Source organism: Bradyrhizobium sp. WSM1743, from assembly GCF_000473065.1.
Classification (GTDB): Bacteria; Pseudomonadota; Alphaproteobacteria; order Rhizobiales; family Xanthobacteraceae; genus Bradyrhizobium.
The window spans coordinates 1-22,497 of record NZ_AXAZ01000059.1; the positions used below are offsets into that span (position 1 = coordinate 1).

Annotated in this window: 17 protein-coding genes and 1 pseudogene; 6 read left to right on the plus strand and 12 right to left on the minus strand. The window is 65.2% G+C overall.

The window, feature by feature from the left end; translation table 11 throughout:
• Positions 1-138 (plus strand): annotated as a pseudogene (locus YU9_RS48215) (IS701 family transposase); the annotation flags it as partial.
• A gap of 134 nt (positions 139-272) precedes the next feature.
• On the opposite strand, the gene YU9_RS0128340 reads toward YU9_RS48215, so the two are convergent.
• Entirely contained in the window at positions 273-1,286 is a 1,014-nt protein-coding gene (locus YU9_RS0128340; protein WP_027575832.1) for an LLM class flavin-dependent oxidoreductase, read from the minus strand.
• Positions 1,287-1,683: 397 nt separating this feature from the next.
• On the opposite strand from YU9_RS0128340, the gene metF reads away from it, so the two are divergent.
• Together metF and metH are read left to right on the plus strand one after the other, a co-directional pair.
• Complete coding sequence (gene metF / locus YU9_RS0128345) at positions 1,684-2,604, plus strand: methylenetetrahydrofolate reductase [NAD(P)H] (RefSeq protein WP_027575833.1); 921 nt, start codon at positions 1,684-1,686, stop codon at positions 2,602-2,604.
• A gap of 1 nt (position 2,605) precedes the next feature.
• Positions 2,606-6,451 (plus strand): methionine synthase, encoded by a 3,846-nt coding sequence (metH, locus tag YU9_RS0128350; protein ID WP_027575834.1) that lies wholly within the window; start codon positions 2,606-2,608, stop codon positions 6,449-6,451.
• A 397-nt stretch (positions 6,452-6,848) separates the two neighbouring features.
• On the opposite strand, the gene YU9_RS0128355 is transcribed toward metH, so the two are convergent.
• Both YU9_RS0128355 and YU9_RS0128360 read right to left on the minus strand, forming a co-directional pair.
• Positions 6,849-7,478, minus strand: coding sequence for a glutathione S-transferase family protein (locus YU9_RS0128355; RefSeq protein WP_027575835.1), 630 nt, complete (start codon positions 7,476-7,478; stop codon positions 6,849-6,851).
• Between the two features lie 133 nt (positions 7,479-7,611).
• Complete coding sequence (locus YU9_RS0128360; protein ID WP_027575836.1) at positions 7,612-7,914, minus strand: helix-turn-helix transcriptional regulator; 303 nt, start codon at positions 7,912-7,914, stop codon at positions 7,612-7,614.
• A gap of 27 nt (positions 7,915-7,941) precedes the next feature.
• Here YU9_RS0128360 and YU9_RS0128365 point away from each other — a divergent pair, with 27 nt between their 5' ends.
• Together YU9_RS0128365 and YU9_RS0128370 are read left to right on the plus strand one after the other, a co-directional pair.
• Complete coding sequence (locus YU9_RS0128365; protein WP_084299097.1) at positions 7,942-8,925, plus strand: threonine/serine dehydratase; 984 nt, start codon at positions 7,942-7,944, stop codon at positions 8,923-8,925.
• Between the two features lie 10 nt (positions 8,926-8,935).
• On the plus strand, positions 8,936-9,355 hold the full coding sequence (locus tag YU9_RS0128370; protein WP_027575838.1) for a DUF6636 domain-containing protein: 420 nt from the start codon (positions 8,936-8,938) through the stop codon (positions 9,353-9,355).
• Positions 9,356-9,641: 286 nt separating this feature from the next.
• Here YU9_RS0128370 and YU9_RS0128375 read toward each other — a convergent pair whose 3' ends face one another.
• The 9 genes from YU9_RS0128375 to YU9_RS0128415 form a co-directional block, all read right to left on the minus strand.
• Positions 9,642-10,235 carry an N-acetyltransferase gene (locus tag YU9_RS0128375; protein WP_027575839.1) on the minus strand — a complete coding sequence of 198 codons (594 nt, stop codon included), beginning with the start codon at positions 10,233-10,235 and terminating at the stop codon, positions 9,642-9,644.
• A 252-nt stretch (positions 10,236-10,487) separates the two neighbouring features.
• Positions 10,488-11,993: a glycerol kinase GlpK gene (gene glpK, locus YU9_RS0128380; RefSeq protein WP_027575840.1), complete on the minus strand. Its 1,506-nt coding sequence runs from the start codon at positions 11,991-11,993 to the stop codon at positions 10,488-10,490.
• Between the two features lie 425 nt (positions 11,994-12,418).
• Positions 12,419-12,670, minus strand: coding sequence for an endonuclease domain-containing protein (locus YU9_RS50235; RefSeq protein ID WP_245266554.1), 252 nt, complete (start codon positions 12,668-12,670; stop codon positions 12,419-12,421).
• A 147-nt stretch (positions 12,671-12,817) separates the two neighbouring features.
• Complete coding sequence (locus tag YU9_RS0128390; RefSeq protein WP_027575841.1) at positions 12,818-13,591, minus strand: SDR family NAD(P)-dependent oxidoreductase; 774 nt, start codon at positions 13,589-13,591, stop codon at positions 12,818-12,820.
• A 158-nt stretch (positions 13,592-13,749) separates the two neighbouring features.
• Positions 13,750-14,892: a pimeloyl-CoA dehydrogenase small subunit gene (gene pimD, locus YU9_RS0128395; RefSeq protein WP_027575842.1), complete on the minus strand. Its 1,143-nt coding sequence runs from the start codon at positions 14,890-14,892 to the stop codon at positions 13,750-13,752.
• Positions 14,893-15,077: 185 nt separating this feature from the next.
• A complete protein-coding gene (gene pimC / locus YU9_RS0128400; protein WP_027575843.1) occupies positions 15,078-16,268 on the minus strand; it encodes a pimeloyl-CoA dehydrogenase large subunit in 1,191 nt (396 codons plus the stop codon).
• A 135-nt stretch (positions 16,269-16,403) separates the two neighbouring features.
• Positions 16,404-17,591: an acetyl-CoA C-acyltransferase gene (locus tag YU9_RS0128405; protein ID WP_027575844.1), complete on the minus strand. Its 1,188-nt coding sequence runs from the start codon at positions 17,589-17,591 to the stop codon at positions 16,404-16,406.
• Positions 17,588-19,270, minus strand: a complete 1,683-nt coding sequence (gene pimA / locus YU9_RS0128410) for a dicarboxylate--CoA ligase PimA (protein ID WP_027575845.1) — start codon at positions 19,268-19,270, stop codon at positions 17,588-17,590. Before pimA ends, YU9_RS0128405 begins: the two co-directional genes overlap by 4 nt.
• Positions 19,271-19,395: 125 nt before the next feature.
• On the minus strand, positions 19,396-21,492 hold the full coding sequence (locus YU9_RS0128415) for a 3-hydroxyacyl-CoA dehydrogenase NAD-binding domain-containing protein (RefSeq protein ID WP_027575846.1): 2,097 nt from the start codon (positions 21,490-21,492) through the stop codon (positions 19,396-19,398).
• A 130-nt stretch (positions 21,493-21,622) separates the two neighbouring features.
• Here YU9_RS0128415 and YU9_RS0128420 point away from each other — a divergent pair, with 130 nt between their 5' ends.
• On the plus strand, positions 21,623-22,489 hold the full coding sequence (locus tag YU9_RS0128420; protein WP_027575847.1) for an IclR family transcriptional regulator: 867 nt from the start codon (positions 21,623-21,625) through the stop codon (positions 22,487-22,489).
• Positions 22,490-22,497: the final 8 nt, after the last annotated feature.

A 22,497-nucleotide genomic window follows, 5' to 3' on the forward strand; every position in this document is an offset into this window, starting at 1 on the left:
CTGTGCATCGCAGCCTACGGCTTCCTGATCGCCGAGCAGGCGACGATTCCCCCCTCAGGACCTCGTTCCGCCCCGTCGGTCCAGGTCCCTCCCTTACCCGACGATTACCGACCCAGAGGTTCCGCCCGCGCGGCCTGAACGCCATGTCCCGAACTCGATCGCAACCATGCACGCCCGCTTGCTTCGGGCGCTCATCAAGACCTTGCCGCGATGTCCGTGCTGTGGCGCCCGCGAAGCATCAAATGGACGTCGACGCCCATGACGCAGTAAGACTAGGCCGCTGCTCTAAGCCCGAACGCCTCCGCCAGCAGCGAATACGCCTTCTTCCGTGCCTCGTGGTCGTACACCGCCGTGATCACCATCAACTCGTCCGGCTTGCTCGCGTAGATCAAGGGCTGCAGCTTCTTCTGCACCGTCGCGGGGCTGCCGACGAACAGGCGCGATCGGTTGCGCAGGATCGAGGTGCGCTCGGCCTCCGTATACGGATAGGCCATCGCCTCCTCGACGCTCGGCAGCGGCAAATATTGACCGCGGTCACGGCGAAGGCGGTTGAGGTCGAAGGAAGAGGCGAGCCTTTCGGCCTCCTCGTCCGTATCGGCCGCAATGACGGCGACCCCGAGGACCGCATGCGGCTCCGCGCGCCAGGCTGAGGGCTGAAAGCGATTGCGGTAATGCACCATCGCATCGATCGCGTCGTGGGAGGCGAAATGATGGGCGAAGGCGAAGCCCATGCCGACCTGGGCGGCCAACTCCGAGGAATAATCGCTGGAGCCAAGCAGCCAGATCGGCGGCAGCCGGGTATCATCAGGCATCGCGACGACATTGTTGTAGGGGTGCCCCGCAGGGAATTCGCGGGTCTCCCACAGAATCAGCTCGTGCAGCCGCTCCAGGAAATCGTCGCCCTCGCGCCGATCGAGCCGGCTTCTGAGCGCATAGGCCGTGGCACCATCGGTGCCCGGCGCGCGGCCGAGACCGAGATCGATCCGGCCGGGAAACAGCGCCTCCAGCATCTTGAAGCGCTCGGCCACCACCAGCGGCGCGTGGTTGGGCAGCATCACGCCGCCGGAGCCGACGCGGATGTGCTTTGTCACCGCCGCGATCTGCCCGATCATCACATCGGGCGCCGGGCTCGCAACGGACGCGAGATTATGGTGCTCGGCGAGCCAGTAGCGGACATAGCCGAGCGCATCGACGTGGCGCGCCAGGTCGATGCTGTTGCGCAACGCCGTGGCGGGCTTGGTGCCGGTGGTGACCACGGAGAGGTCGAGGACGGAGAGCGGGATCATGGCGGGTTAACGTAGTGAAGGGCCACGCGGCGGCAATGGTAGGCTGCGCAGGTCTGGCGTGTGCAGGCCGCGCCTGTGCACAGCCGAGCTGCCAGCATTGGGACAGGGATAGATGTGGAGACACTAATTACAAATTGCCCATCTCAATTCGAGTGGTATCGCGCACCTAAAAATCTCAGCAAGTATACATAAACGCTACGTAATTCCCACATCTACCCGCATCCCACATCAACTTCGAAACGGCATAAAATACCGCGCCGCCCAATGAAAGTGGGCCATTTCCCACTTCCGATGGGCTGTCGGCCGGGCTGCCTTTGTCCTATCTTAGGTTCTCCCAATCTAGACCCGGCGGCCGGCCACGAACATCTGGCGGGATTCTTTGGAGCGAGTGGTGCCAATGACTGACCTGACGACGCCTGCGACAGCCGACCGGCAAGACGGGCACCTGAAGCGGCCTGCGATCTCGTTCGAGTTCTTTCCGCCCAAGACCGAGGAGATGGAGCGCAATCTCTGGGAGACCATCAAGCGACTGGCCCCGCTTGAGCCGAAATTCGTCTCGGTGACCTATGGCGCCGGCGGCTCGACCCGTGAGCGCACCCATTCGACCATTGCCCGCATCCTGAAAGAGACCGCGCTGCTGCCGGCCGCGCATCTGACCTGCGTCGGCGCTTCCCGCGGCGAGATCGACGAGATCGTCGACCGCTATCACGAGGTCGGCGTCCGCCACATCGTGGCCTTGCGCGGTGACCCTGTCGGCGGCATCGGCACACCCTATTCCAGCCATCCCGACGGCTACCAGAGCTCCGCCGACCTGGTCGCGGGGATCAAGGAGCGGCATGGCGATATCGAGGTGTCGGTCTCGGCCTATCCCGAGAAGCACCCTGAATCGCGCGACTTCGATGCCGATATCGACACGCTCAAGGCCAAGGTCGATGCGGGTGCGACGCGCGCGATCACGCAGGTGTTCTTCGATAACGACCTCTACTTCCGCTATCTCGACCGCGTGCGTGCGCGCGGCATCGGCATCCCGATCGTGCCGGGCATCATGCCCATGCACAATTTCAAGCAGGCGCGCAATTTCGTCACCCGGAACGGCACCTCGGTGCCCGACTGGCTCGCCGCGAAATTCGAGGGCCTCGATGACGACGCCGAGACCCGCAAGCTGGTGGCGGCGACGGTTGCAGCCGGCCAGGTGCAGAAGCTCGCCAAGCACGGCGTCGACACCTTCCATTTCTACACCATGAACCGCGCCGATCTCGTCTTCGCGATCAGCCATTTGCTCGGCATTCGCGCCAAGAGCGCGCAGAAGGCAGCGTAAGATGACCGCTCCCGTTTCTCCCAAGCGAACTGCCCTGCTGAACGCCGCGCGCGAACGCATCCTCGTGCTCGACGGCGCCATGGGCACGATGATCCAGAACCTGCAGCTCGACGAGAAAGCCTTCCGCGGCGAGCGCTTCAAGAACTTCCATCGCGACCTGCGCGGCAACAACGATCTTCTGATCCTGACCCAGCCGCAGGCGATCGAGGACATCCACGCTGCTTACTTGCGCGCCGGCGCCGACATCGTCGCGACCAACACTTTCTCCACGACCTCGATCGCGCAGGCCGACTACGATCTCACCGACATCGTCCACGAGATGGCGCGTGAAGGCGCCCGCCTCGCCGGCAATGCCGCACGGCGCGTCGCAGCCGAAGACGGCAAGCCGCGCTTCGTTGCCGGTGCCATCGGTCCCACCAACCGCACCGCCTCGATTTCGCCCGACGTGTCCAATCCGGGCTATCGCGCCGTCACCTTCGACGATCTCCGCAAATCCTATGGCGAGCAGATCCGCGGCCTGATCGACGGCGGCGTCGACCTCTTGCTGGTCGAGACCATCTTCGACACGCTCAATGCCAAGGCGGCGCTCTATGCGATCGCCGAGATCACCGAAGAGCGCGGCATCGACATGCCCGTGATGGTGTCGGGCACCATCACCGACAAGTCCGGCCGCCTGCTGTCGGGCCAGATGCCGGAAGCTTTCTGGAATTCGGTGCGGCACGCCAAGCCCATCACGATCGGCTTCAACTGCGCGCTCGGCGCCGAAGACCTGCGCGCGCATATCGCCGATATCGGCCGCGTCGCCGACACGCTCGTGTGCGCCTATCCGAACGCCGGCCTGCCGAACGAGTTCGGCCAGTACGACGAAACGCCTGAGTACATGGCGCGCCTGATCGGCGAGTTCGCGCGCGACGGCCTCGTCAACATCGTCGGCGGCTGCTGCGGCACCACGCCGGACCATATCGCGGCGATCGCTGCAGCGGTCGCTCCACACAAGCCGCGCATCGTGCCCGAGATCGAACCGCGCCTGCGGCTCTCCGGCCTCGAACCGTTCGTGCTGACCGACGCGATTCCCTTCGTCAATGTCGGCGAGCGCACCAACGTCACGGGCTCGGCGCGCTTCCGCAAGCTGATCACCGCCGGTGATTACACCGCCGCGCTCCAGGTCGCGCGCGACCAGGTCGAGAACGGCGCGGTCGTTATCGACGTCAACATGGACGAGGGTCTGCTCGATTCCGAAGAGGCGATGGTGACGTTCCTCAACCTCGTCGCCGCCGAGCCCGACATCGCGCGCGTGCCCATCATGGTCGACTCCTCGAAATTCTCTGTGATCGAGGCCGGCCTGAAATGCGTCCAGGGCAAGCCGGTCGTCAACTCGATCTCGATGAAGGAAGGCGAGGAGAAGTTCATCCACGAGGCGAGGATCGCCCGCCGCCATGGCGCGGCCGTCGTCGTGATGGCGTTCGACGAGGTCGGCCAGGCCGACACGTTCGCGCGCAAGACCGAGATCTGCAAGCGCGCCTACGACATCCTGGTGAACAAGGTCGGCTTCCCGCCCGAGGACATCATCTTCGATCCGAACATTTTCGCGATCGCGACCGGCATCGAGGAGCACAACAATTACGGCGTCGACTTCATCGAGGCGACGCGCTGGATCCGCCAGAACCTGCCGGGCGCGCATGTCTCGGGCGGCGTGTCCAACCTGTCGTTTTCGTTCCGCGGCAACGAGCCGGTGCGCGAGGCCATGCACTCGGTGTTCCTGTATCACGCCATCAAGGCCGGCATGGACTTAGGAATCGTCAATGCCGGGCAGATGATCGTCTATGACGACATCGACCCGAAATTGCGGCAAGTGTGCGAGGACGTCGTCCTCAACCGCGACCCCGGTGCGTCCGAGCGCCTGCTGGCGCTCGCGGAGAAGTTCCGCGGCAAGAAGACCGAAGGCAAGGAAGCCGATCTCGCCTGGCGCGAATGGCCGGTGGAGAAGCGGTTGTCGCATTCGCTGGTGCACGGCATCACCGAATTCATCGAGCAGGACACCGAGGAGGCCCGCAAGAATTCCTCGCGCCCGCTCGACGTGATCGAGGGGCCGCTGATGGCCGGCATGAACGTGGTCGGCGACCTCTTCGGCGACGGCAAGATGTTTTTGCCGCAGGTGGTGAAATCCGCGCGCGTGATGAAGCAGGCCGTCGCTTACCTCATGCCGTTCATGGAGGAGGAGAAGGCGCGCAACCTCGCCAGCGGCATCGGCACCGAAGGCTCCTCGTCCGCCGGCAAGATCGTGCTCGCGACGGTCAAGGGCGACGTCCACGACATCGGCAAGAACATCGTCGGCATCGTGCTCCAGTGCAACAATTTCGAGGTCATCGACCTCGGCGTGATGGTGCCGGCGGCGAAGATCGTCGAGACCGTGAAGGCGGAGAAGGCCGACATCGTCGGGCTATCGGGCCTGATCACGCCCTCGCTCGACGAGATGGCATTCTTCGCCGGCGAGTTGCAACGCGAAGGCCTCAAGCTGCCGCTGCTGATCGGCGGCGCCACGACCAGCCGCGTGCATACAGCTGTCAAGATCGACCCAAGCTATCGCGCCGGTCCCGTGGTCCACGTCAACGATGCCAGCCGCGCCGTCGGCGTCGCCTCCGCGCTGCTCTCGCCCGAGAAGCGCGAGGCCTATGCCGCCGAAGTGCGTGCCGAGTACGCAAAAATCTCCGAGGCGCATCTGCGCGCGCAGGCCGACAAGAAGCGGCTCAAGCTCAGCGCTGCCCGCGCCAACCGCGTGCCGGTCGACTTCGCCAAGAACAAGCCGGTGAAGCCGACCTTCCTCGGCACCCGCAGCTTTGACGCATACGACCTCGCCGAGCTCGTCGACTGCATCGACTGGACGCCGTTCTTCCAGACCTGGGAGCTCGCGGGGCGCTTCCCGGCCATTCTCGACGACGCCAAGGTCGGCGAGGTCGCGCGCTCGCTCTATGACGATGCGCGCAAGATGCTCGACACCATCGTCAAGGAAAAATGGTTCCGGGCGCGCGCCACGATCGGCTTTTGGCCGGCGAATGCGCAAGGCGACGACATCGTGCTCTATGCCGACGAAAGCCGGACCAAGCAGATCGCGACGCTGCACACGCTGCGCCAGCAGCTCGAGAAGCGCGAGGGGCGCTTCAACGCGGCGCTCGCCGACTTCATCGCGCCTCCTGGCGTCCCCGATTATATCGGCGGCTTCGTCGTCACCGCAGGGATCGGTGAGGATGCGGTCGCCGACCGCTTCAGAAGCGCCAATGACGACTATTCGTCGATCCTGTGCAAGGCGCTGGCCGACCGTCTCGCCGAAGCCTTCGCCGAACGCATGCATGCCCGCGTGCGCCGCGAGTTCTGGGCCTACGCACCGGATGAGGCGCTCACCAACGAGGAGCTGATCCTCGAAAAGTATCAGGGCATCCGTCCCGCGCCCGGCTATCCCGCTCAGCCCGACCACACCGAGAAGGCAACGCTGTTCGCGCTGCTCGATGCCGAAGCGACCGCCGGGGTGAAGCTGACCGAGAGCTTTGCGATGTGGCCAGGCTCGTCCGTCTCAGGGCTCTATTTCGCGAGCCCTGAGAGCTATTATTTCGGCGTCGGCAAGATCGAGCGCGATCAGGTCGAGGACTACGCGGCACGCAAGGGCATGAGCGTGGCGGAAGCCGAGCGCTGGCTCGCGCCGGTGCTGAATTACATCCCGTCGCAGCAAGACAAGGCCTTCGCGGCGATGCCGGCGAACGACGAGATGCCGAAAGACCTCGCCTCGCATCCGCCCGGCTGCACCTGCGCGGTGCACCTCGTCTGGCAGAAAAAGCGCGCGGGGGCGGGTTAAGCGCCGCCAAAAACAAAAAATGAGAAAACAACCCCATGCACAGTAGCGATGGGGTTGAAAAGGCTGGACAATTTCGGTCTTGCCGAAACGAGTTGCGGCGTCGGGCAAAACAGGGGTATTGTTTCATCACCGGCTGCTGCGCCCAGTGACGTAACGCCGGCGGATGTGTCCTTTCGCTCTTCCGACACGCACGATGCCCATCCTCCCCTGGAGGGGAGGATCGGTTCGCATGCAGCGCAGCGGAATGCGGACCGAGGTGGGGTGAAGCCACGAACGAGACCCCGCTGAGAGCCTCCAGATCGCGAACAGAAGCAGCGAGATCGCGGATGGTCTGTCACCCCACCCCGCTCGCGCTGCGCGCGATCGACCCTCCCCCTCCAGGGGAGGGTAAGAGATCTCACCCCTTCGGCGGCGCGAGTGGCTGGATGATCTCCTTGAACGGGGCGAGTGCCTCGCAACGCTCGGCATGTGCCGACAGCGCCGGGTAACGCGCAGGCTCGAACAGCTGCGGATGGGCCTCACGGGTGAAGCGGACGACGCAGGCCACCGCGACGTCGGCGTGACCGATGCGCATCCCCAGCCAATACGGCGTCGTCACCTTGGCGCGCTCGGCCTCGAGCACGCCAAGCACGTCCGCGATCTGCGCCTGGCAGCGCTCGACCCACAGCGCGAGCTGCTCCTTCCGCAGCACGCGCTCGTAGAGCAGGCTCACCGCCTTGTCGCCGAGGCCCGAGGCGAGCGCGCAGATGCGCAAATGCTTGCGACGATCGGCGCCGCCGCACGGCAGCATCGCCTTGTCGGGGCCAACGAGATCGTCGAGATAATCGAGGATGATCGTGCTCTCGATCAGCGCCTCGCCGTCGTCGAGCACCAGGGTCGGCACGCGACGCAGCGGATTGTATGGCGCGATCTGGTCGGCGTCACCGAAGGTCGACCACGGCTTGTGCTCGAAGGCGAGCCCGTAGAGCCGCAGCGCAATCGCGACGCGGCGGACGAAGGGGGAATCATATTGGCCGATCAGGAACATGGTTCTCGCTCTTCTCAATCATTGGACAAGGCAGGGCCCATCAGTCTCCACGACCAGCTCGGCGCGGCGCAACAAAAATCTCGGAAATGGAGCATTGCTCCGGCTGCAACGACGCCCGCGAAGGCCCTTGCGCTCAAAGGCCGTCCTGGATCGAACGCTTGATCGCGGCGATGGCCGTCTCGTTGCGCTTGTACATCGTCCATTGCTTGACCCGCTTGGCGCGCACCAGCTTGGCGGCCGTCAGCACCCGCATGTGCTCGCTCACCGTTGGCGCGCTGACGCCGAGCTTTTCGGCAATCAGCAATCCGCAGACCCCGTCCTCGACCAGGTCGCCATCGGCCTGCTCGCGAAAGTGCTTCCGCGGGTCGCGCAGCCATTCCAGGATCTGCAGGCGGCGCTCGTTGGCGAGCGCGCGCAACGCGACGGCAAATTTCATTTAGTTATTTTGCTAATTACCTAATTGATGTCAACTGCCAGACGCGCTATCCTGACCAGCATCATGACACCGACGATGGACATTACGCGGGAGCAGATTGCGGCGACCGAGGCCGTGATCCGTCCGCACATCAGACGCACGCCGCTTCTTGAGGCCAATCTCGCCGATTTCGGCCTGCCGACAGCGCCGGTCACGCTCAAGCTCGAGATGCTGCAGCATTCCGGATCGTTCAAGGCGCGCGGCGCCTTCGCCAACCTGCTGCTGCGGCGGGTGCCGAACGTGGGCGTCGTCGCCGCATCCGGCGGCAATCACGGCGCGGCGGTGGCCTATGCGGCGCAGCGGCTCGGCATTCGCGCCACGATCTTCGTGCCCGACATCACCTCGCCGGCCAAGGCCGAGCGGATCAGGGGTTATGGCGCAAAGCTCGTGATTTCGGGCAGCCGCTACGCGGATGCGCTCGCCGCGAGCGAAGCGCATGTCGCGCAGACCGGCGCGCTGGCCGTCCATGCCTACGATCAGACGGAGACCCTGCTCGGCCAGGGCAGCGTCGGCCTGGAGCTCGAGCAGGACGCGCCCGACATCGAGACTCTGCTGGTGGCGGTCGGCGGCGGCGGGCTGATCGGCGGCATTGCGGCATGGTACGCCGGCAGGACGCGCATCGTCGCGGTCGAGCCGGAGCAATCGCCCACCCTGCACGCCGCGTTCGAAGCGGGCGCTCCGGTCGATGCGCCGGCCGGCGGCATCGCCGCCGACAGCCTTGCGCCGCGGCGCGTTGGCGAACTGATGTTTCCGATCGCGCGGGCCCATGTCGAGCGCGTCGTCCTGGTCAGCGACGATGCGATCCGGCAGGCCCAGGCCGCGCTGTGGTCGCACTTGCGCCTCGTGGCCGAGCCCGGCGGCGCCGCCGCATTTGCCGCGGTGCTCTCCGGCCGCTATCGTCCCTCACCCGGTGAAAGGGTTGCGGTGCTGGTTTGCGGCGCCAACACTACGGCGGTGAATTTCGATGGCTAGTTTGAGTGACATGACCAGACCACGCGCATTGATCCTGATGGCGATCATGCTGCCAATCGCCGGTGTTGCCGACGCGCAGGACCGCCCGATCGGCTTCCTCACGCCGTCGAAAAATATCGCCTGCCAGTTCTTCACAGACAACGGACAGGGCGCGCTCCGCTGCGACATCATGAACATGGACGCGCGTCCGCGCCGGCCAGCCGACTGCGAGCTCGACTATGGCAACGCCTTCGAGATGAGTGCGAAGGGCAACGCCGGCCGCATCTGCGCCGGGGATACGGTGATGGACGCCTCACTGCCGGTCCTCGCTTATGGCGAGGTGTGGCAGCGCGGCGGATTCACGTGCCGGTCGGAGCAGAGCGGGCTGACGTGCTTCAACGCGATGCAGCGCGGGTTTTCGCTGGCGAGGGCGAAGCAGGAGGTGTTTTGAGTTCGTAGCCCGCATGGAGCAGAGCGGAATGCGGGGACACTCTCCCGGATTTCGCTCCGCTCATCCGGGCTACAGTGCTGCCACGAGCTCAACCGTCATCCTGAGGTGCTCCCCTTGCGATGCACGAGCATCGCAAGGGAGCCTCGAAGGATGGGCCACAGGCGCCCGCCGCCCATCCTTCGAGGCGCGCAAGAGCGCGCACCTCAGGATGACGGCGGAGTGCGCGGCAACGGGGAAATCGCCCCCCGGATTACGCTGCGCTCCATTCGGGCTACGCTCTTCCGTACTATTCAATGATCGGCACGTGCTTCGCCGCATCGCGCGGCGCGGTGCCGTCGAGGCGTGGATCGTTGGCGACCTCGATCTGGCGGCGGAACGGGCGGAAGCCGGAGCGTTGGTAGAATGCGACGGCGGAGGGATGGTCGAGGGTACAGGTGTGCACCCAGACGCGGTGCAGCTCGCGCGACCATGCAAGCTCCAGTGCGCGGTTCATCAGGAAGCGGGCGGCGCCGTTGCCGATCAAGGGTGCGGTGACGCCGAAATAGACCAGCTCGCACTGGCCGGGCTCGCGGAAGTCGAGCTCCAGCAGGCCTTCGTCGCGGCCGTCCGCGGACAATGCGTAGACCTCGATGCCTGGTGCGTGGATGATTGCGGCGAGCTCCGCATCGTTCAAGCGTGCCCGCGAGAACCACAGCCACTCCTCGCCGACGCGGCGGAAGATGTCGCGGTACCAGTCGAGCGCGGGGGCGTCGACCTTGCGCAGGGTCCAGTTTCCTGGCGGATCGTCACGGCGCGGAGGGCGCGCGGTCATCTCCAAATGAGTGACCACGGCGGCGATCTTGCCGGCGGGCACGTCGGAATAGCCGTCGGGGAGGATCATGCTGGTTGTCATCCTGCGTCATGGCTAGCGTGCGAGTTGTGCCGTTTTGAAGAACGACAGCAGCTCCACACTCCGTCATTGCGATCCACCGGGTCCGCGCAAAGCGCGGCCCGATGACAGGCTCCGCGAAGCAATCCAGAATCTTTCCACGGAGGCATTCTGGATTGCTTCGTCGCAGGAGCTCCTCGCAATGACGACGGGGAGGCAGTTGAGTGCGCCTCGCAGCATCGACCTGCGAGGCTGCGCCTAGCGCTACCCCTCCCCCTCATCGCTCGCCAGCACGCCCTTCACCGCTCTTGCCCAGCCGACGAGTTTTCGTTCGCGCGTTGCTTCGCTCATGTTCGGCTTGAAGCGGTGCTCTAATCGCCAATTGTCGGCGAATTTGGTCGGCTCGGGATAGACGCCGGCGTTGAGGCCGGCGAGATAGGCTGCGCCCAGCGCCGTGGTCTCCTGGATCACGGGGCGGTCGACGGGCGCATCCAACAAATCGGCGAGGCGCTGCATGGTCCAGTCTGACGCCGTCATGCCACCGTCGACGCGGAGCACGACGCTGGCCGTTTCCGAGCTCGGCCAGTCCGCGCGCATCGCGGCCCAGAGATCGAAGGTCTGGTAGCAGACGCTTTCCAGCGCGGCGTGGGCGAGCTCGGCAGGGCCGGTGTTGCGGGTGAGGCCGAACAGCGCGCCGCGCACGCGCGGATTCCAGTAGGGCGCGCCCATGCCGACGAAGGCGGGGACGAGGTAGACGCTCTGCATTGAGTCCGACTGATCAGCAAGAGGCCCGGTCTCGGCGGCGTGCTTGATGATGCCGAGGCCGTCGCGCAGCCACTGTACCGCTGAGCCTGCGACGAAGATCGAGCCTTCGAGCGCGTAGGTGCGTTTGCCATCGAGCTGGTAGGCAACGGTGGTGAGCAGCTTGTTCTTGGAGACGACGGGCGTGGCGCCGGTGTTGAGCAGGGCAAAGCAGCCGGTGCCGTAGGTGGACTTCATCATGCCCGGGCGGAAGCAGGCCTGGCCGATGGTCGCGGCCTGCTGGTCGCCGGCGATGCCGGAGATCGCGATGGGGCCGCCGAACAGGTCGGGCGTGCTCTCGCCGAAGCGGGCGGAGGAGTCCTTCACCTCGGGCAGCATCGAGCGCGGCACGCCGATGATCTCCAGCAGCTCGTCGTCCCACTCGCCGGTGTGGATGTTGAACAGCAGCGTGCGCGAGGCGTTGGTGGCGTCGGTGGCGTGCACCTTGCCGCCGGTGAGGCGCCAGAGCAGGTAGCAGTCGACGGTGCCGAACATCAATTCGCCCCGCGCGGCGCGGGCGCGGGCGCCGGGGACGTGGTCGAGGATCCAGGCGACCTTGGTGCCGGAGAAATAGGGATCGATGATCAGGCCGGTCTTCTGCGAGATCACGGGCTCGCGGCCGTCGGCCTTCAGTTTGGCGCAGATGTCGGCCGTGCGGCGGTCCTGCCAGACGATGGCGCGGTGCACGGCCTGCCCGGTGGCGCGGTCCCACACCACGGTGGTCTCGCGCTGGTTGGTGATGCCGATCGCGGCGATGTCCTTTGCGGTGATGCCGGCGTGCTCGATCGCCTCGCGGCAGACCATCACGGTCGAAGTCCAGATGTCCTCCGGCTCATGCTCGACCCAGCCCGAGGCCGGAAAATGCTGCGGAAACTCGGCCTGCGCCTTCGCCGCAATGGAAATGTCGCCGCGAAACACGATCGCGCGCGAGGAGGTGGTGCCCTGGTCGATGGCGAGGACGAAAGACATGGCGGCTTACCTTGGCGTTTCCCTGGAGGGGATCATTGTGTCGCGGCAAAGGGAGCGGATTGGAGGCGGAAGGTCAAGGTTGGATGATGGCGGCGTCCTTACCCTCCCCTGGAGGGGGAGGGTCGACCGCGCAGAGCGCGGGCGGGGTGGGGTGAAGCCACAGAGACGGTCTCACATTCTTTATCAGAAGGACTGTTGTCGTACGTTCGGAAGCATCGCATTCGCGGATGGTCTGTCACCCCACCCCGGTTCGCATTCCGCTTCACTGCATGCGAACCGACCCTCCCCCTCAAGGGGAGGGTAAGAGAAAGCGCGGTCTGGACTGCTAAGTTCGGCGATGTTTCAGGGGTGTCGTTTCTGCCTCGCGAGATCCGTACAGCTCGACATAGATGCGTTCGAGCACGGCGGTCAAATCGCTCTTGATCTCAATTCCGGAAGCGGATGACGCTGTAACCTTCACGTTCGAGCCAACCTTGACGCACAAGATCGCGTGCGGCTGTATCGTCTTCATTGTGGTGCCCGCCATCGAGTTCGATGATGAGGCGTTTGGCTGGGCAGAAGAAATCGACGACGTAAGGCCCGATCGGCGCTTGGCGGCGGAAGTGTGAGCCTTCGAGCGGGAGATTCTTGAGGGCGCGCCACAGGATGCGCTCGTGCGGCGTCGTGTTGGCCCTCATCTTCTTCGCGGCGGCGCGTCGGATTGATGTCGAGACCATTGTTGCGGCTTCACCCCACCCCGCTCGCGCTTGGCGCGAGCGACCCCTCCCCCTCCAGGGGAGGGTAAGCGAAGCGCGCTCGCGTTGCAATTGTAAGTGGTGGAGCGGCTACACCGCCGCCGTGGTGACGCCGCCGTCGATGACGATGGTCTGGCCGGTCATGAAGCTCGAGGCGTCGGAGGCGAGGTAGGCGACGGCGCCGGCGATTTCGTCGGGTTCGCCGATGCGGCGCAGCGGCGTGGTGGCGGTGCGGCGCTTCAGGTTGGCTTCGTCTTCCCAGAGGGCGCGCGCGAAATCGGTCTTGACGAGACCGGGCGCGATGCAGTTGACGCGGACGCCTTTCGGGCCCCATTCGCCGGCGAGCGAGCGGCACAGCGCGAAGTCGGCGGCCTTGGAGATGCCGTAGGCGCCGATCACGGTGGAGCCGCGCAAGCCGCCGATCGAGGAGATGATGATCACCGAGCCGTTGCCGCGCTCGGCCATCTGCGGGATGGCGAGCGCTGAGAGCCAGATGTTGCTCTTGACGTTCGAGCCCATGATCTTGTCGAAGGCTTCGTCCGTGATGTCGAGCAGCGGGCCGTAATAGGGATTGACCGCGGCGTTGCAGACGAGGATGTCGATCTTGCCGTAATGCTTGGTGCTGCCTGCGATCAGCGCCTCGACCTCGTTCTTGCGCGCGATGTTGCAGGGGATGACGGTTGCCTCGCCGCCGGCCGCAATGATGCCGTCGGCGACCTCCTTGCAGGCCTCAAGCTTGCGCGAGGAGACCACGACCTTGGCGCCGAGCTTTGCCAGGAGTTCAGCGGAGGAGCGGCCGATGCCGCGGCTGGAGCCGGTGACGACGGCGACCTTGCCGGTGAGATCGAACGGGGTGTTTTTCATTGGTGTTGCTCCGCTGATTCAACTTGCTCCGTGTCATCGCCCGACTTGATCGGGCGATCCAGTATTCCAGAGGCGGCGCGGCTAGAATCGAGAAGCCGCGGCGTACTGGATCCCCCGCTTTCGCGGAGGATGACAGTCGTCGCGTGGTCCAGATCGACTCAGATCAACCCGCCCGCGTCCGCGACGCGGCGCTGGTGGTAGTCGGTGTCGCCGAAGGTGTTCTCGATCATGGTCAGGCGCTTGAAGTAGTGGCCGATCTTCGCCTCCATGGTCATGCCGATGCCGCCGTGGAGCTGGATCGACTGCTGGCCGACGAATTTGGCGGACTTGCCGATCTGCACCTTGGCCGCGGCGATCGCGTTGGTGCGCTCCTTGGCGTCCTCGAAGTCGTTCGCCATGGTCGCGAACATCGACATCGAGCGCGCCTGCTCGGCCGCGACGAACATGTCGGAGGCGCGGTGCTGCAGCGACTGGAACGAGCCGATCGCGACGCCGAACTGTTTTCGCGTCTTGATGTACTCGACCGTGGTCTTGAGCGATTCGTCCATCAGGCCGACCGCCTCGGCACAAAGCGCGACGCGGGCTTCATCGACCACGCGCTCGATCAGCGCCAGCGAATCCTCGGGGTTGCCGAGCACGGCATCGGCGCCGACCTCGACGCCGGTGAAGGTGATGTCGGCGGCATGCAGGCCGTCCTGGGTCGGGTAGGACTTTTTCGTGACGCCCTTGGCATTCGCGGGGACCAGGAAGACGCCGATGCCGCTTCTGTCGCGGCGATCGCCCTTGGTGCGGGCGGTGACGACAAGCGTGTCGGCATTCTCGCCGTTGAGCACGACGAACTTCTCGCCGTCGATGACCCAACCGTCGCCCTTCTTCTTCGCCGTCGTCGAGACGTCGAACAGATCGTAGCGCGAGTTCTTCTCGATCTGGGCGAACGCCAGCGTCTTGCTGCCGTCGATGATGGCAGGCACATGCGCAGCCTTCTGCGCATCGGTGGCGGCGTGGCGCAGGAAGCCGCCACCGATCACGACCGTTGCCAGATACGGCTCCAGCACCAGCGCCTTGCCGAGCGCTTCCATCACGATCATGGTCTCGACGCCACCGCCGCCGAAGCCACCGTCGGCCTCAGCGAAGGGCAGGCCGAGCAGGCCCTGCTCGGCGAGCTTGAGCCAGACCGTTTTGCTCCAGCCGCCCTTCTCCGCCATGTACTTCTTGCGCTGCTCGAAATCGTAGGAATCGGTCAGCAGGCCGTCGATGCTTTCCTTGAGAAGCCGCTGCTCCTCGTTCAGGTCAAAATCCATGTTGTTTGGTTCCTCGTACCCGGACTTATTTGGCTTCGTCATTCCGGGATGGCCCGAAGGGCCAGGCCCGGAATCCATTTCGCCTCAGCGTATGCGGCCCGATGGATTCCGGGTTCGCGACTTCGTCGCGCCCCGGAATGACGGTGGAAAGATTGCCCTCCCCGCCTTCGCGGAGAGGGAGCACATCACAGCCCCAGCACCGCCTTGGCGATGATGTTGCGCTGGATCTCGTTGGAGCCGCCGTAGATCGAGACCTTGCGGTTGTTGAAGTAGCTCGGCGCGATCTGGGCGGTCCAATCCATGGCTTCGTTGGAGCCGTCGTCGCCGTGCACGTCATAGGGCGCGGCGAAGGGGCCGATCACTTCCATCAAGAGCTCGGTGGTGGTCTGCTGGATCTCGGAGCCCTTGATCTTCAGCACTGACGAAGCCGGGTTCGGCTTGCCCTTGCCGTGCTTGCCCTCGTCCGCGACGACGCGGAGCTGGGTCAGCTCGAGCGCCTTCAGCTCGATCTCGCAGGCCGCCAGCTTCTCGCGGAAGGCGGCATCCTGGATGATCGGGCGGCCGCCGGACTCGACCTTTGAGGCGAGATCCTTGATGCGGCGGATGCGCTCCTTGGAGACGCCGACGCGGGCGATGCCGGTGCGCTCATTGCCGAGCAGGAACTTTGCGTAGTCCCAGCCCTTGTTCTCCTCGCCGATCAGGTTCTCGATTGGGACTTCCACGTCGTCGAAGAAGACCTCGTTGACCTCATGGCCGCCATCGATGGTCTGGATCGGACGCACGGTCACGCCCTTCGACTTCATCGAGAACACGATGAAGGAGATACCCATCTGCTTCTTGGCGCTGGCATCGGTGCGGCACAGGCAGAAGATCATGTCGGCGTGCTGGGCGAGCGTCGTCCAGGTCTTCTGGCCGTTGATGATCCACTTGTCGCCACGGCGCTCGGCCTTGGTCTTGAGCGAGGCGAGGTCGGAGCCGGAGCCCGGCTCGGAGAAGCCCTGGCACCACCAATCGTCGACATTGGCGATCCGCGGCAGGTACTTCTTCTTCTGCTTCTCGTTGCCGAAGGTGTAGATGACTGGCCCGACCATGCTGACGCCGAAGGCGAGCGGCTGCGGCGCCGGATAGGACTGCAGCTCCTCGTTGAAGATATAGTGCTGCACGCTGGTCCAGCCGGTGCCGCCATATTCCTTCGGCCAATGGCTGACGCCCCAGCCCTTCTTGTTGAGGATGCGCCACCACGTCACCATCTCGTCCTTGGTGAGATGACGGCCCTCGACCAGCTTGCGCCGCGTATCCGGCGGCACGTTGTCGCGGAAGAACTGCCGCACTTCCTCGCGAAACGCCTGCTCTTCTTTCGTGAATGCGAGATCCATTGGATCCTCCTGTGAGCGCTATTCTCTATTCGTCACTCCGGGGCGCGCGAAGCGCGAACCCGGAGTCCAGAAGTTTGTGGCTCGAGGTTCCGGGTTCATTCGCGTACCGCGAATGCCCCGGAACGACGGGGCCTGTTACTGCAGCACCTCGAACAAGCCGGCCGCGCCCATGCCGCCGCCGACGCACATGGTGACGACCACGTATTTGGCCTTGCGGCGACGGCCTTCGATCAGGGCGTGGCCGGTCAGGCGCGCGCCGGACATGCCGTAGGGATGGCCGACCGAGATCGCGCCGCCATTGATGTTGATCTTGTCGGGATCGATGCCGAGCTTGTCGCGGCAATACAGCACCTGCACGGCGAAGGCTTCGTTCAGCTCCCAGAGTCCGATGTCGTCGACGGTGAGGCCGTGGCGCTTCAAAAGGCGCGGCACGGCGAAGACCGGGCCGATGCCCATCTCGTCCGGCTCGCAGCCGGCGGAGACGAAGCCGCGGAAGATGCCGAGCGGCGCAAGGCCGCGCTTGGCGGCTTCCTTGTCGCTCATGATGACGGACGCGCTGGCGCCGTCGGAGAGCTGGCTGGCATTGCCGGCGGTGATGGTGAAGCCCTCGCCGCGCACCGGCTTGAGGCCGGCGAGACCTTCGGCGGTGGTCTCGGGGCGCGGGCCTTCGTCCTGCGACAGCGTGACTTCCTTCATCGACACGGCGCCGGTTGCCTTGTCGGTGACCGCCATCTGCGTCGTGATCGGCGCGAGCTCGTCCTTGAACTTGCCGCCCTGCTGCGCGGCGGCGGTGCGGCGCTGGCTCTCCAGCGAATATTCGTCCTGGCGTTCGCGCGAGATGCCGTAGCGCTTGGCGACGATTTCGGCGGTGTCGATCATGGGCATGTAGACCTCGCCCTTGATCTTGAGCAGCGCCGGATCCTGAGCGTGGAAGCCGTTCATCTTGTCGTTCTGCACGAGCGAGATCGACTCGCCGCCGCCGCCGACCGCGATCTCGACGCCGTCAAAAATCACCGAGCGCGCGGCGAGCGCGATCGCCTGCAGGCCCGAGGCGCACTGCCGGTCGATGGTGGTGCCGGCAACGCTGACGGGCAGGCCGGCGCGGAGCAGCGCCTTGCGCGCGATGTTGCCGCCGGTCGCGCCCTGCTGCAGCGCCGCGCCCATCACGACGTCCTCGACCTCCTTCGGATCGACTTTTGCGCGCGCGACGGCTTCGCCGATGGCGTGGCCGAGAAGGGTTGCGCCCTCGGTGGCGTTGAGCGCGCCGCGATAGGCCTTGCCGATCGGGGTGCGGGCGGTGGAAACGATGACGGCGTCGGTCACGAGCGACCTCCTGATGCAGTTTTGGTGGATTGTGACGGTTTCTGCTGCTGGCGCAATTCGTGGCGCGACAATTTTCCGACCGGCGTGCGCGGCAGGTCGTCGACGAACTCGACCGCAGCCGGCAATTCGTGCTTGCCGAGCTTGCCGGCAAGCTGCGCGCGCAGTTCCTCAAGCGAGAACGGCTTTGCGTCGGGCCTCAGCTTGATGAAGGCTTTTGCAGCTTCGCCGCGATACTGCTCGGGGATGCCGAGCACGATCACCTCGTGCACGCCCGGGATGGTGTAGATCGCCTGCTCGATCATCTGCGGATAGACGTTGAAGCCGCCGGAGATGATCATGTCCTTCTTGCGATCGACCAGGAAGAAATAGCCGTCGGTGTCGACATAGCCGATGTCGCCGGTGAGCAAGCGGCCGTCGACGAAGGCCTCCGTGGAGCCCTCCGGCTTGTTCCAGTAGCCCTTGGTGACGTTCGGGCCCTTGATGCGGATCTCGCCGACCTCGCCGGGCGGCAGCACCTTTGTCGGATCGTCCAGCGCGACGACGTCGAGCTCGATGCCGGGCAGCATCAGGCCGATCGAGCCGGGCTTGTCGGGACCGGTGGGCGGATGGCCGGTGCCCGGCGAGCAGGTCTCGGTCATGCCCCAGCCGCTGCGCAGCTTCTTGCCGACCTTGCGCTCGAAGAAGCTCGCGATCTCCACCGGCAGCGGCGCGCCGCCGGAGCCGATGGTGGCGAGCGAGGAGAAGTCGCGCTTGTCGAGATCGGCCAATGCGGCGATCGCGATCCACATCGTCGGCACGCCCGGGAAGTAAGTCGCGCGCTTGATCTCGATGTCGCGCATGACAGCTTCGACGTCGAAGCGCTGGTGCAGCGAGATCAGGTTGCCGCGGCGGAGCGAGGATAGCAGCACGACGGTGAGCGCATAGATGTGGAACAGCGGCAGCACGCAGATGACGCGTTCGATGACATCGCCGCGCGCGGCGCGCGCCGGCTTGCCCCAGACGTCGTAGATCGACACGGCCGAGGTGAGATTGCCGTGGGTGAGCATCGCCCCCTTGGGCAGGCCGGTGGTGCCGCCGGTATATTGCAGCAGCGCGACGTCGTCGGCGGTCACGGACGGCCACTGTGCCGGCGCGGTGGCGCCTTCGACGAAAGTCTTGAAGGTGACGATGCGGGGATCATCGGGGATCGCCGCCTGCGGCGTGCCGACCTTGCCCCAATGATCGTCCTCGCAGACGACGAGGCGGTCAATCAGGCCCTTCTCCAGGAATTTCAGCGCGGTGGGCAGCAGCGCCTGGAGGTTCGAGGTGACCAGCAGGCGCGAGCCGGAGTCGGAGATCTTGTGCGTCAGCGCGATCTCGCCGTCGAGCGGGGAGAGATGCGCGACGCGGGCGCCGGCCTTCAATGCGCCGAAGAAGTTGACGGGATGATCGGGCGTGTTGCCGAGGAACAGCGCGACGGAAGAGTTGTTGCCGCAGCCTGCGCGCAGAAACGCCGCCGCGGCGCGTTCCGCCATCGCGCCGAGCTCGGTGTAGGTGATCGGGCGGTCGCGGAACTCCAGCGCGGTGCGCGGGCCGTAGTCGGCGGCGGCTTTCGACAAGAGGTCGGGGAGCGTGCCCTGGGCGATGGTGTCGTCCCACCGCACGCCCTCGGGATAAAACTGTTCGCCGGGATGGGTCATTGCTTCTCTAAACCACACAGACCGTCATTCCGGGGCGGCTCGAAGAGCCGAACCCGGAATCTCGAGATTCCGGGTTCGCCCTGCGGGCGCCCCGGAATGACTGAGAGTTGGAGCGTAAAGCTCCATCACGCCGCCTTCGACGCCGCGGCCAGCGAGGCGAACGTCTTGCCCTCCGCCGCAAGCTTCTTGAGCAGCGGCGCGGGCTCGAGGCTCGGATCGTTGGTCTCCTTGGCGTAGAACGACAGGCGGTCGGCGATGTGCTTGAGGCCGACGCTGTCGGCCCAGAACATCGGGCCGCCGCGATAGATCGGCCAGCCATAGCCATAGAGCCAGACCACGTCGATGTCGGAGGGACGCGCCGCGATGCCCTCTTCCAGGATCTTCGCGCCCTCGTTGATCATCGGGTACATCATGCGCTCGAGGATCTCCTCGTCGCTGACGACGCGCTTCTTGCGGCCGAGGCGGAGAAGCGTCTCGTCGATCAGCTTCTCGACCTCCGGGTCGGGCAGCGGCGCCCGGGAGCCGGCTTCGTACTTGTAGTAGCCCTTGCCGGTCTTCTGGCCGAAGCGGCCGGCTTCGCACAGCGCGTCCGCGATCTCCGACTTGATGCCGCGGTCTTTCCGCGAGCGCCAGCCGATGTCGAGACCGGCGAGATCGCCCATCGCGAACGGCCCCATCGGCATGCCGAATTTTGTCACCACGGCGTCGACCTGCTGCGGCAACGCGCCTTCGAACAACAGCTTCTCGGCCTGCTTGCCGCGCTGCGCCAGCATGCGGTTGCCCACGAAGCCGTCGCAGACGCCGACCACGGCCGGTACCTTCGCGATCTTGCGCGCGATGGTGACGGCCGTCACCAGGGCGTCCGGCGCGGTCTTGTCGGCGCGCACGATCTCGCACAGCTTCATGACGTTGGCCGGCGAGAAGAAGTGCATGCCGAGCACGTCCTGCGGACGCTTGGTCGACTTCGCGATCTCGTCGATGTTGAGATACGAGGTGTTGGAGGCGAGCACCGCGCCGGGCTTGGCGTACTGGTCGAGCTTGCCGAACACCTCCTTCTTCACCGCCATGGTCTCGAACACGGCTTCGATGACGAGGTCGGCGTCGCCGACATTCTCGATGCCGACCTTGCCGTCGATCAGCGCCATGCGCTTGGCGGGCGCATCCGCGGGGATGCCACCGCGCGCGGCGGTCGCTTCCCAGTTCTTCTGCATGATGCCCATGCCGCGCTTCAGCTGTTCCTCGCCGGTCTCGATCAGGGTGACGGGAACGCCGGCATTGGCAAAGGACATGGCGATGCCGCCGCCCATGGTGCCGGCGCCGAGAATGGCGACGCGGTTGACCGGGCGCGGCTTGGTGCCTTCAGGCACGCCCGCGATCTTGTTGGCCTCGCGCTCGGCGAAGAAGGCGTAGCGCTGCGCCTTGGACTGGTCGCTGGCGACGAGCTTGAGGAAGCCCTCGCGCTCCTTCTTCAGACCTTCGTCGAACGGCAGGTCGATGGCATAGCCGACAGCGTCGGCCGCCGCGAACGGCGCCTCCAGGCCGCGCGACTTCTTGGTCATGGCCGCAACCGCATTGGTGAAGATCGAGCGATCAGCCTTGGCGGCCGTGAGCTTGGAATCGTCGTCGCGCAGGCGCCGCAGCGGGCGCTTCTCGGCGAGCAGCTTGCGCACGAAGGCTTCGCCGCCCGACGCCGGCCCCTCGACGATCTCCTCGATCAAACCGTTCTTCAGCGCTTCCGCTGCACCGATCGGGTCGCCGCCGACGATCATCTTGACGGCGAGCTCTGGGCCCACCGCGCGCGGCAGGCGCTGGGTGCCGCCGGCGCCGGGCAGAAGACCGAGCTTCACCTCGGGCAGGCCGAGCTTGGCTTCCTTCACTGCAACGCGGAAATGACAGGCGAGCGCGACCTCGAGGCCGCCGCCGAGCGCGGTGCCGTGGATCGCGGCAACGACCGGCTTGGGCGAATTCTCGATCTCGGACAGCACGTCGTTGAGCGCGGGCGGTTTCGGCGGCTTGCCGAATTCGGTGATGTCGGCGCCGGCGATGAAGGTGCGGCCGGCGCAGGTCAGCACGATGCCCTTGATGGCGGGATCGGCGACCGCAGCCTTGATGCACTCGAGGATGCCACCGCGGACTGCGGCACTCAGCGCATTGACCGGCGGGCTGTTGACCGTGACGATACCGACTTCGTCATGACGCTCAAGCTTGACCACTTCGCTCACGGTGTCCCTCCTTGGTGGGGATTTACTTTTGTTCGATTTCGCGGTGCGGAATTTAATTCCGCATCTTGACGGCAGGGTTATTTTGAAGCACGGACGTTGTCAACGACTCCGCGCAAGAAGCAGATCAGGGATGAAGCGTACAGGAAAGAAGACTGCGACCGATCGGAATTTCGTCGTCGCGCTTTCCCGCGGACTGGATGTATTGCGCGCGTTCCAACCCAATGACGGCCTTCTCGGCAATCAGGAGATTGCGGCCCGCACCAATCTGCCCAAGCCGACCGTGTCGCGGCTGACCTACACGTTGACCAAGCTCGGCTATCTGACGCCGGTTCCCCGGTTCGAGAAGTACCAGCTCGCACCCGCAGCGATGTCGCTCGGTTACGCGGCACTGGCCAATCTGGGCGTTCGGCATTTGTCCGAGCCGTTCCGCGAGGAAGTGATGCGCGCGACCGGCGGCGCCGTGGCCGTCGGCGGCCGCGACCGTCACAGCATGATCTATTTCGGGCAGAGCCGCGGCAGCGAGACGGTCGGTGTTCAACTTGACGTCGGCTCGCGCGTGCCGATTGCAACCAGCGCGATGGGCCGCGCCTATTTCTGGGCTCTCGACGACGAGGGTCGCACTGAAGTGTCGCGCATACTGCGCGAACATTACGGCAGCCGCTGGCCGAAGATGCGCGATGGATTGGAGCGTTCCGGCGAGACCGTCGCGAAATACGGCTTTGCGATTTCGGTCGGCGACTGGCACGACGATATTGGCGCGGCCGGAGTCGCGCTCAAGCTCAACGATGGAACCGGACCTTACGCATTCAATTGCGGCGCGCCGGCATTCCGCTTCACGGAAGAGCGTTTGATCAACGACATTGGACCGCGTCTCCTAGCGATGGTAAGGAACATCGAAGCGGCGCTCGGGGGTCTGATGCCGCATTCAAAAAAAGACATCAGCAAAAAGCTGAAATCAGGAGGAAAAGTTGCGCGTGTGGCCGAGGGGTTCAGATAGCCTTTGTC

What these genes read in the sequence shown, in the direction of transcription:
- pimA (WP_027575845.1), bottom strand. Translation starts at nt 19,270, where the DNA reads ATGACCCATCCCGGCGAACAGTTTTATCCCGAGGGCGTGCGGTGGGAC.
- YU9_RS0128375 (WP_027575839.1), bottom strand. Translation starts at nt 10,235, where the DNA reads ATGATCCTCCCCGACGGCTATTCCGACGTGCCCGCCGGCAAGATCGCC.
- YU9_RS0128390 (WP_027575841.1), bottom strand. Translation starts at nt 13,591, where the DNA reads ATGAAAAACACCCCGTTCGATCTCACCGGCAAGGTCGCCGTCGTCACC.
- glpK (WP_027575840.1), bottom strand. Translation starts at nt 11,993, where the DNA reads ATGTCTTTCGTCCTCGCCATCGACCAGGGCACCACCTCCTCGCGCGCG.
- YU9_RS0128340 (WP_027575832.1), bottom strand. Translation starts at nt 1,286, where the DNA reads ATGATCCCGCTCTCCGTCCTCGACCTCTCCGTGGTCACCACCGGCACC.
- pimD (WP_027575842.1), bottom strand. Translation starts at nt 14,892, where the DNA reads ATGGATTTTGACCTGAACGAGGAGCAGCGGCTTCTCAAGGAAAGCATC.
- YU9_RS0128370 (WP_027575838.1), top strand. Translation starts at nt 8,936, where the DNA reads ATGACCAGACCACGCGCATTGATCCTGATGGCGATCATGCTGCCAATC.
- YU9_RS50235 (WP_245266554.1), bottom strand. Translation starts at nt 12,670, where the DNA reads ATGAGGGCCAACACGACGCCGCACGAGCGCATCCTGTGGCGCGCCCTC.
- YU9_RS0128360 (WP_027575836.1), bottom strand. Translation starts at nt 7,914, where the DNA reads ATGAAATTTGCCGTCGCGTTGCGCGCGCTCGCCAACGAGCGCCGCCTG.
- YU9_RS0128420 (WP_027575847.1), top strand. Translation starts at nt 21,623, where the DNA reads ATGAAGCGTACAGGAAAGAAGACTGCGACCGATCGGAATTTCGTCGTC.
- YU9_RS0128365 (WP_084299097.1), top strand. Translation starts at nt 7,942, where the DNA reads ATGTCAACTGCCAGACGCGCTATCCTGACCAGCATCATGACACCGACG.
- metH (WP_027575834.1), top strand. Translation starts at nt 2,606, where the DNA reads ATGACCGCTCCCGTTTCTCCCAAGCGAACTGCCCTGCTGAACGCCGCG.
- metF (WP_027575833.1), top strand. Translation starts at nt 1,684, where the DNA reads ATGACTGACCTGACGACGCCTGCGACAGCCGACCGGCAAGACGGGCAC.
- pimC (WP_027575843.1), bottom strand. Translation starts at nt 16,268, where the DNA reads ATGGATCTCGCATTCACGAAAGAAGAGCAGGCGTTTCGCGAGGAAGTG.
- YU9_RS0128355 (WP_027575835.1), bottom strand. Translation starts at nt 7,478, where the DNA reads ATGTTCCTGATCGGCCAATATGATTCCCCCTTCGTCCGCCGCGTCGCG.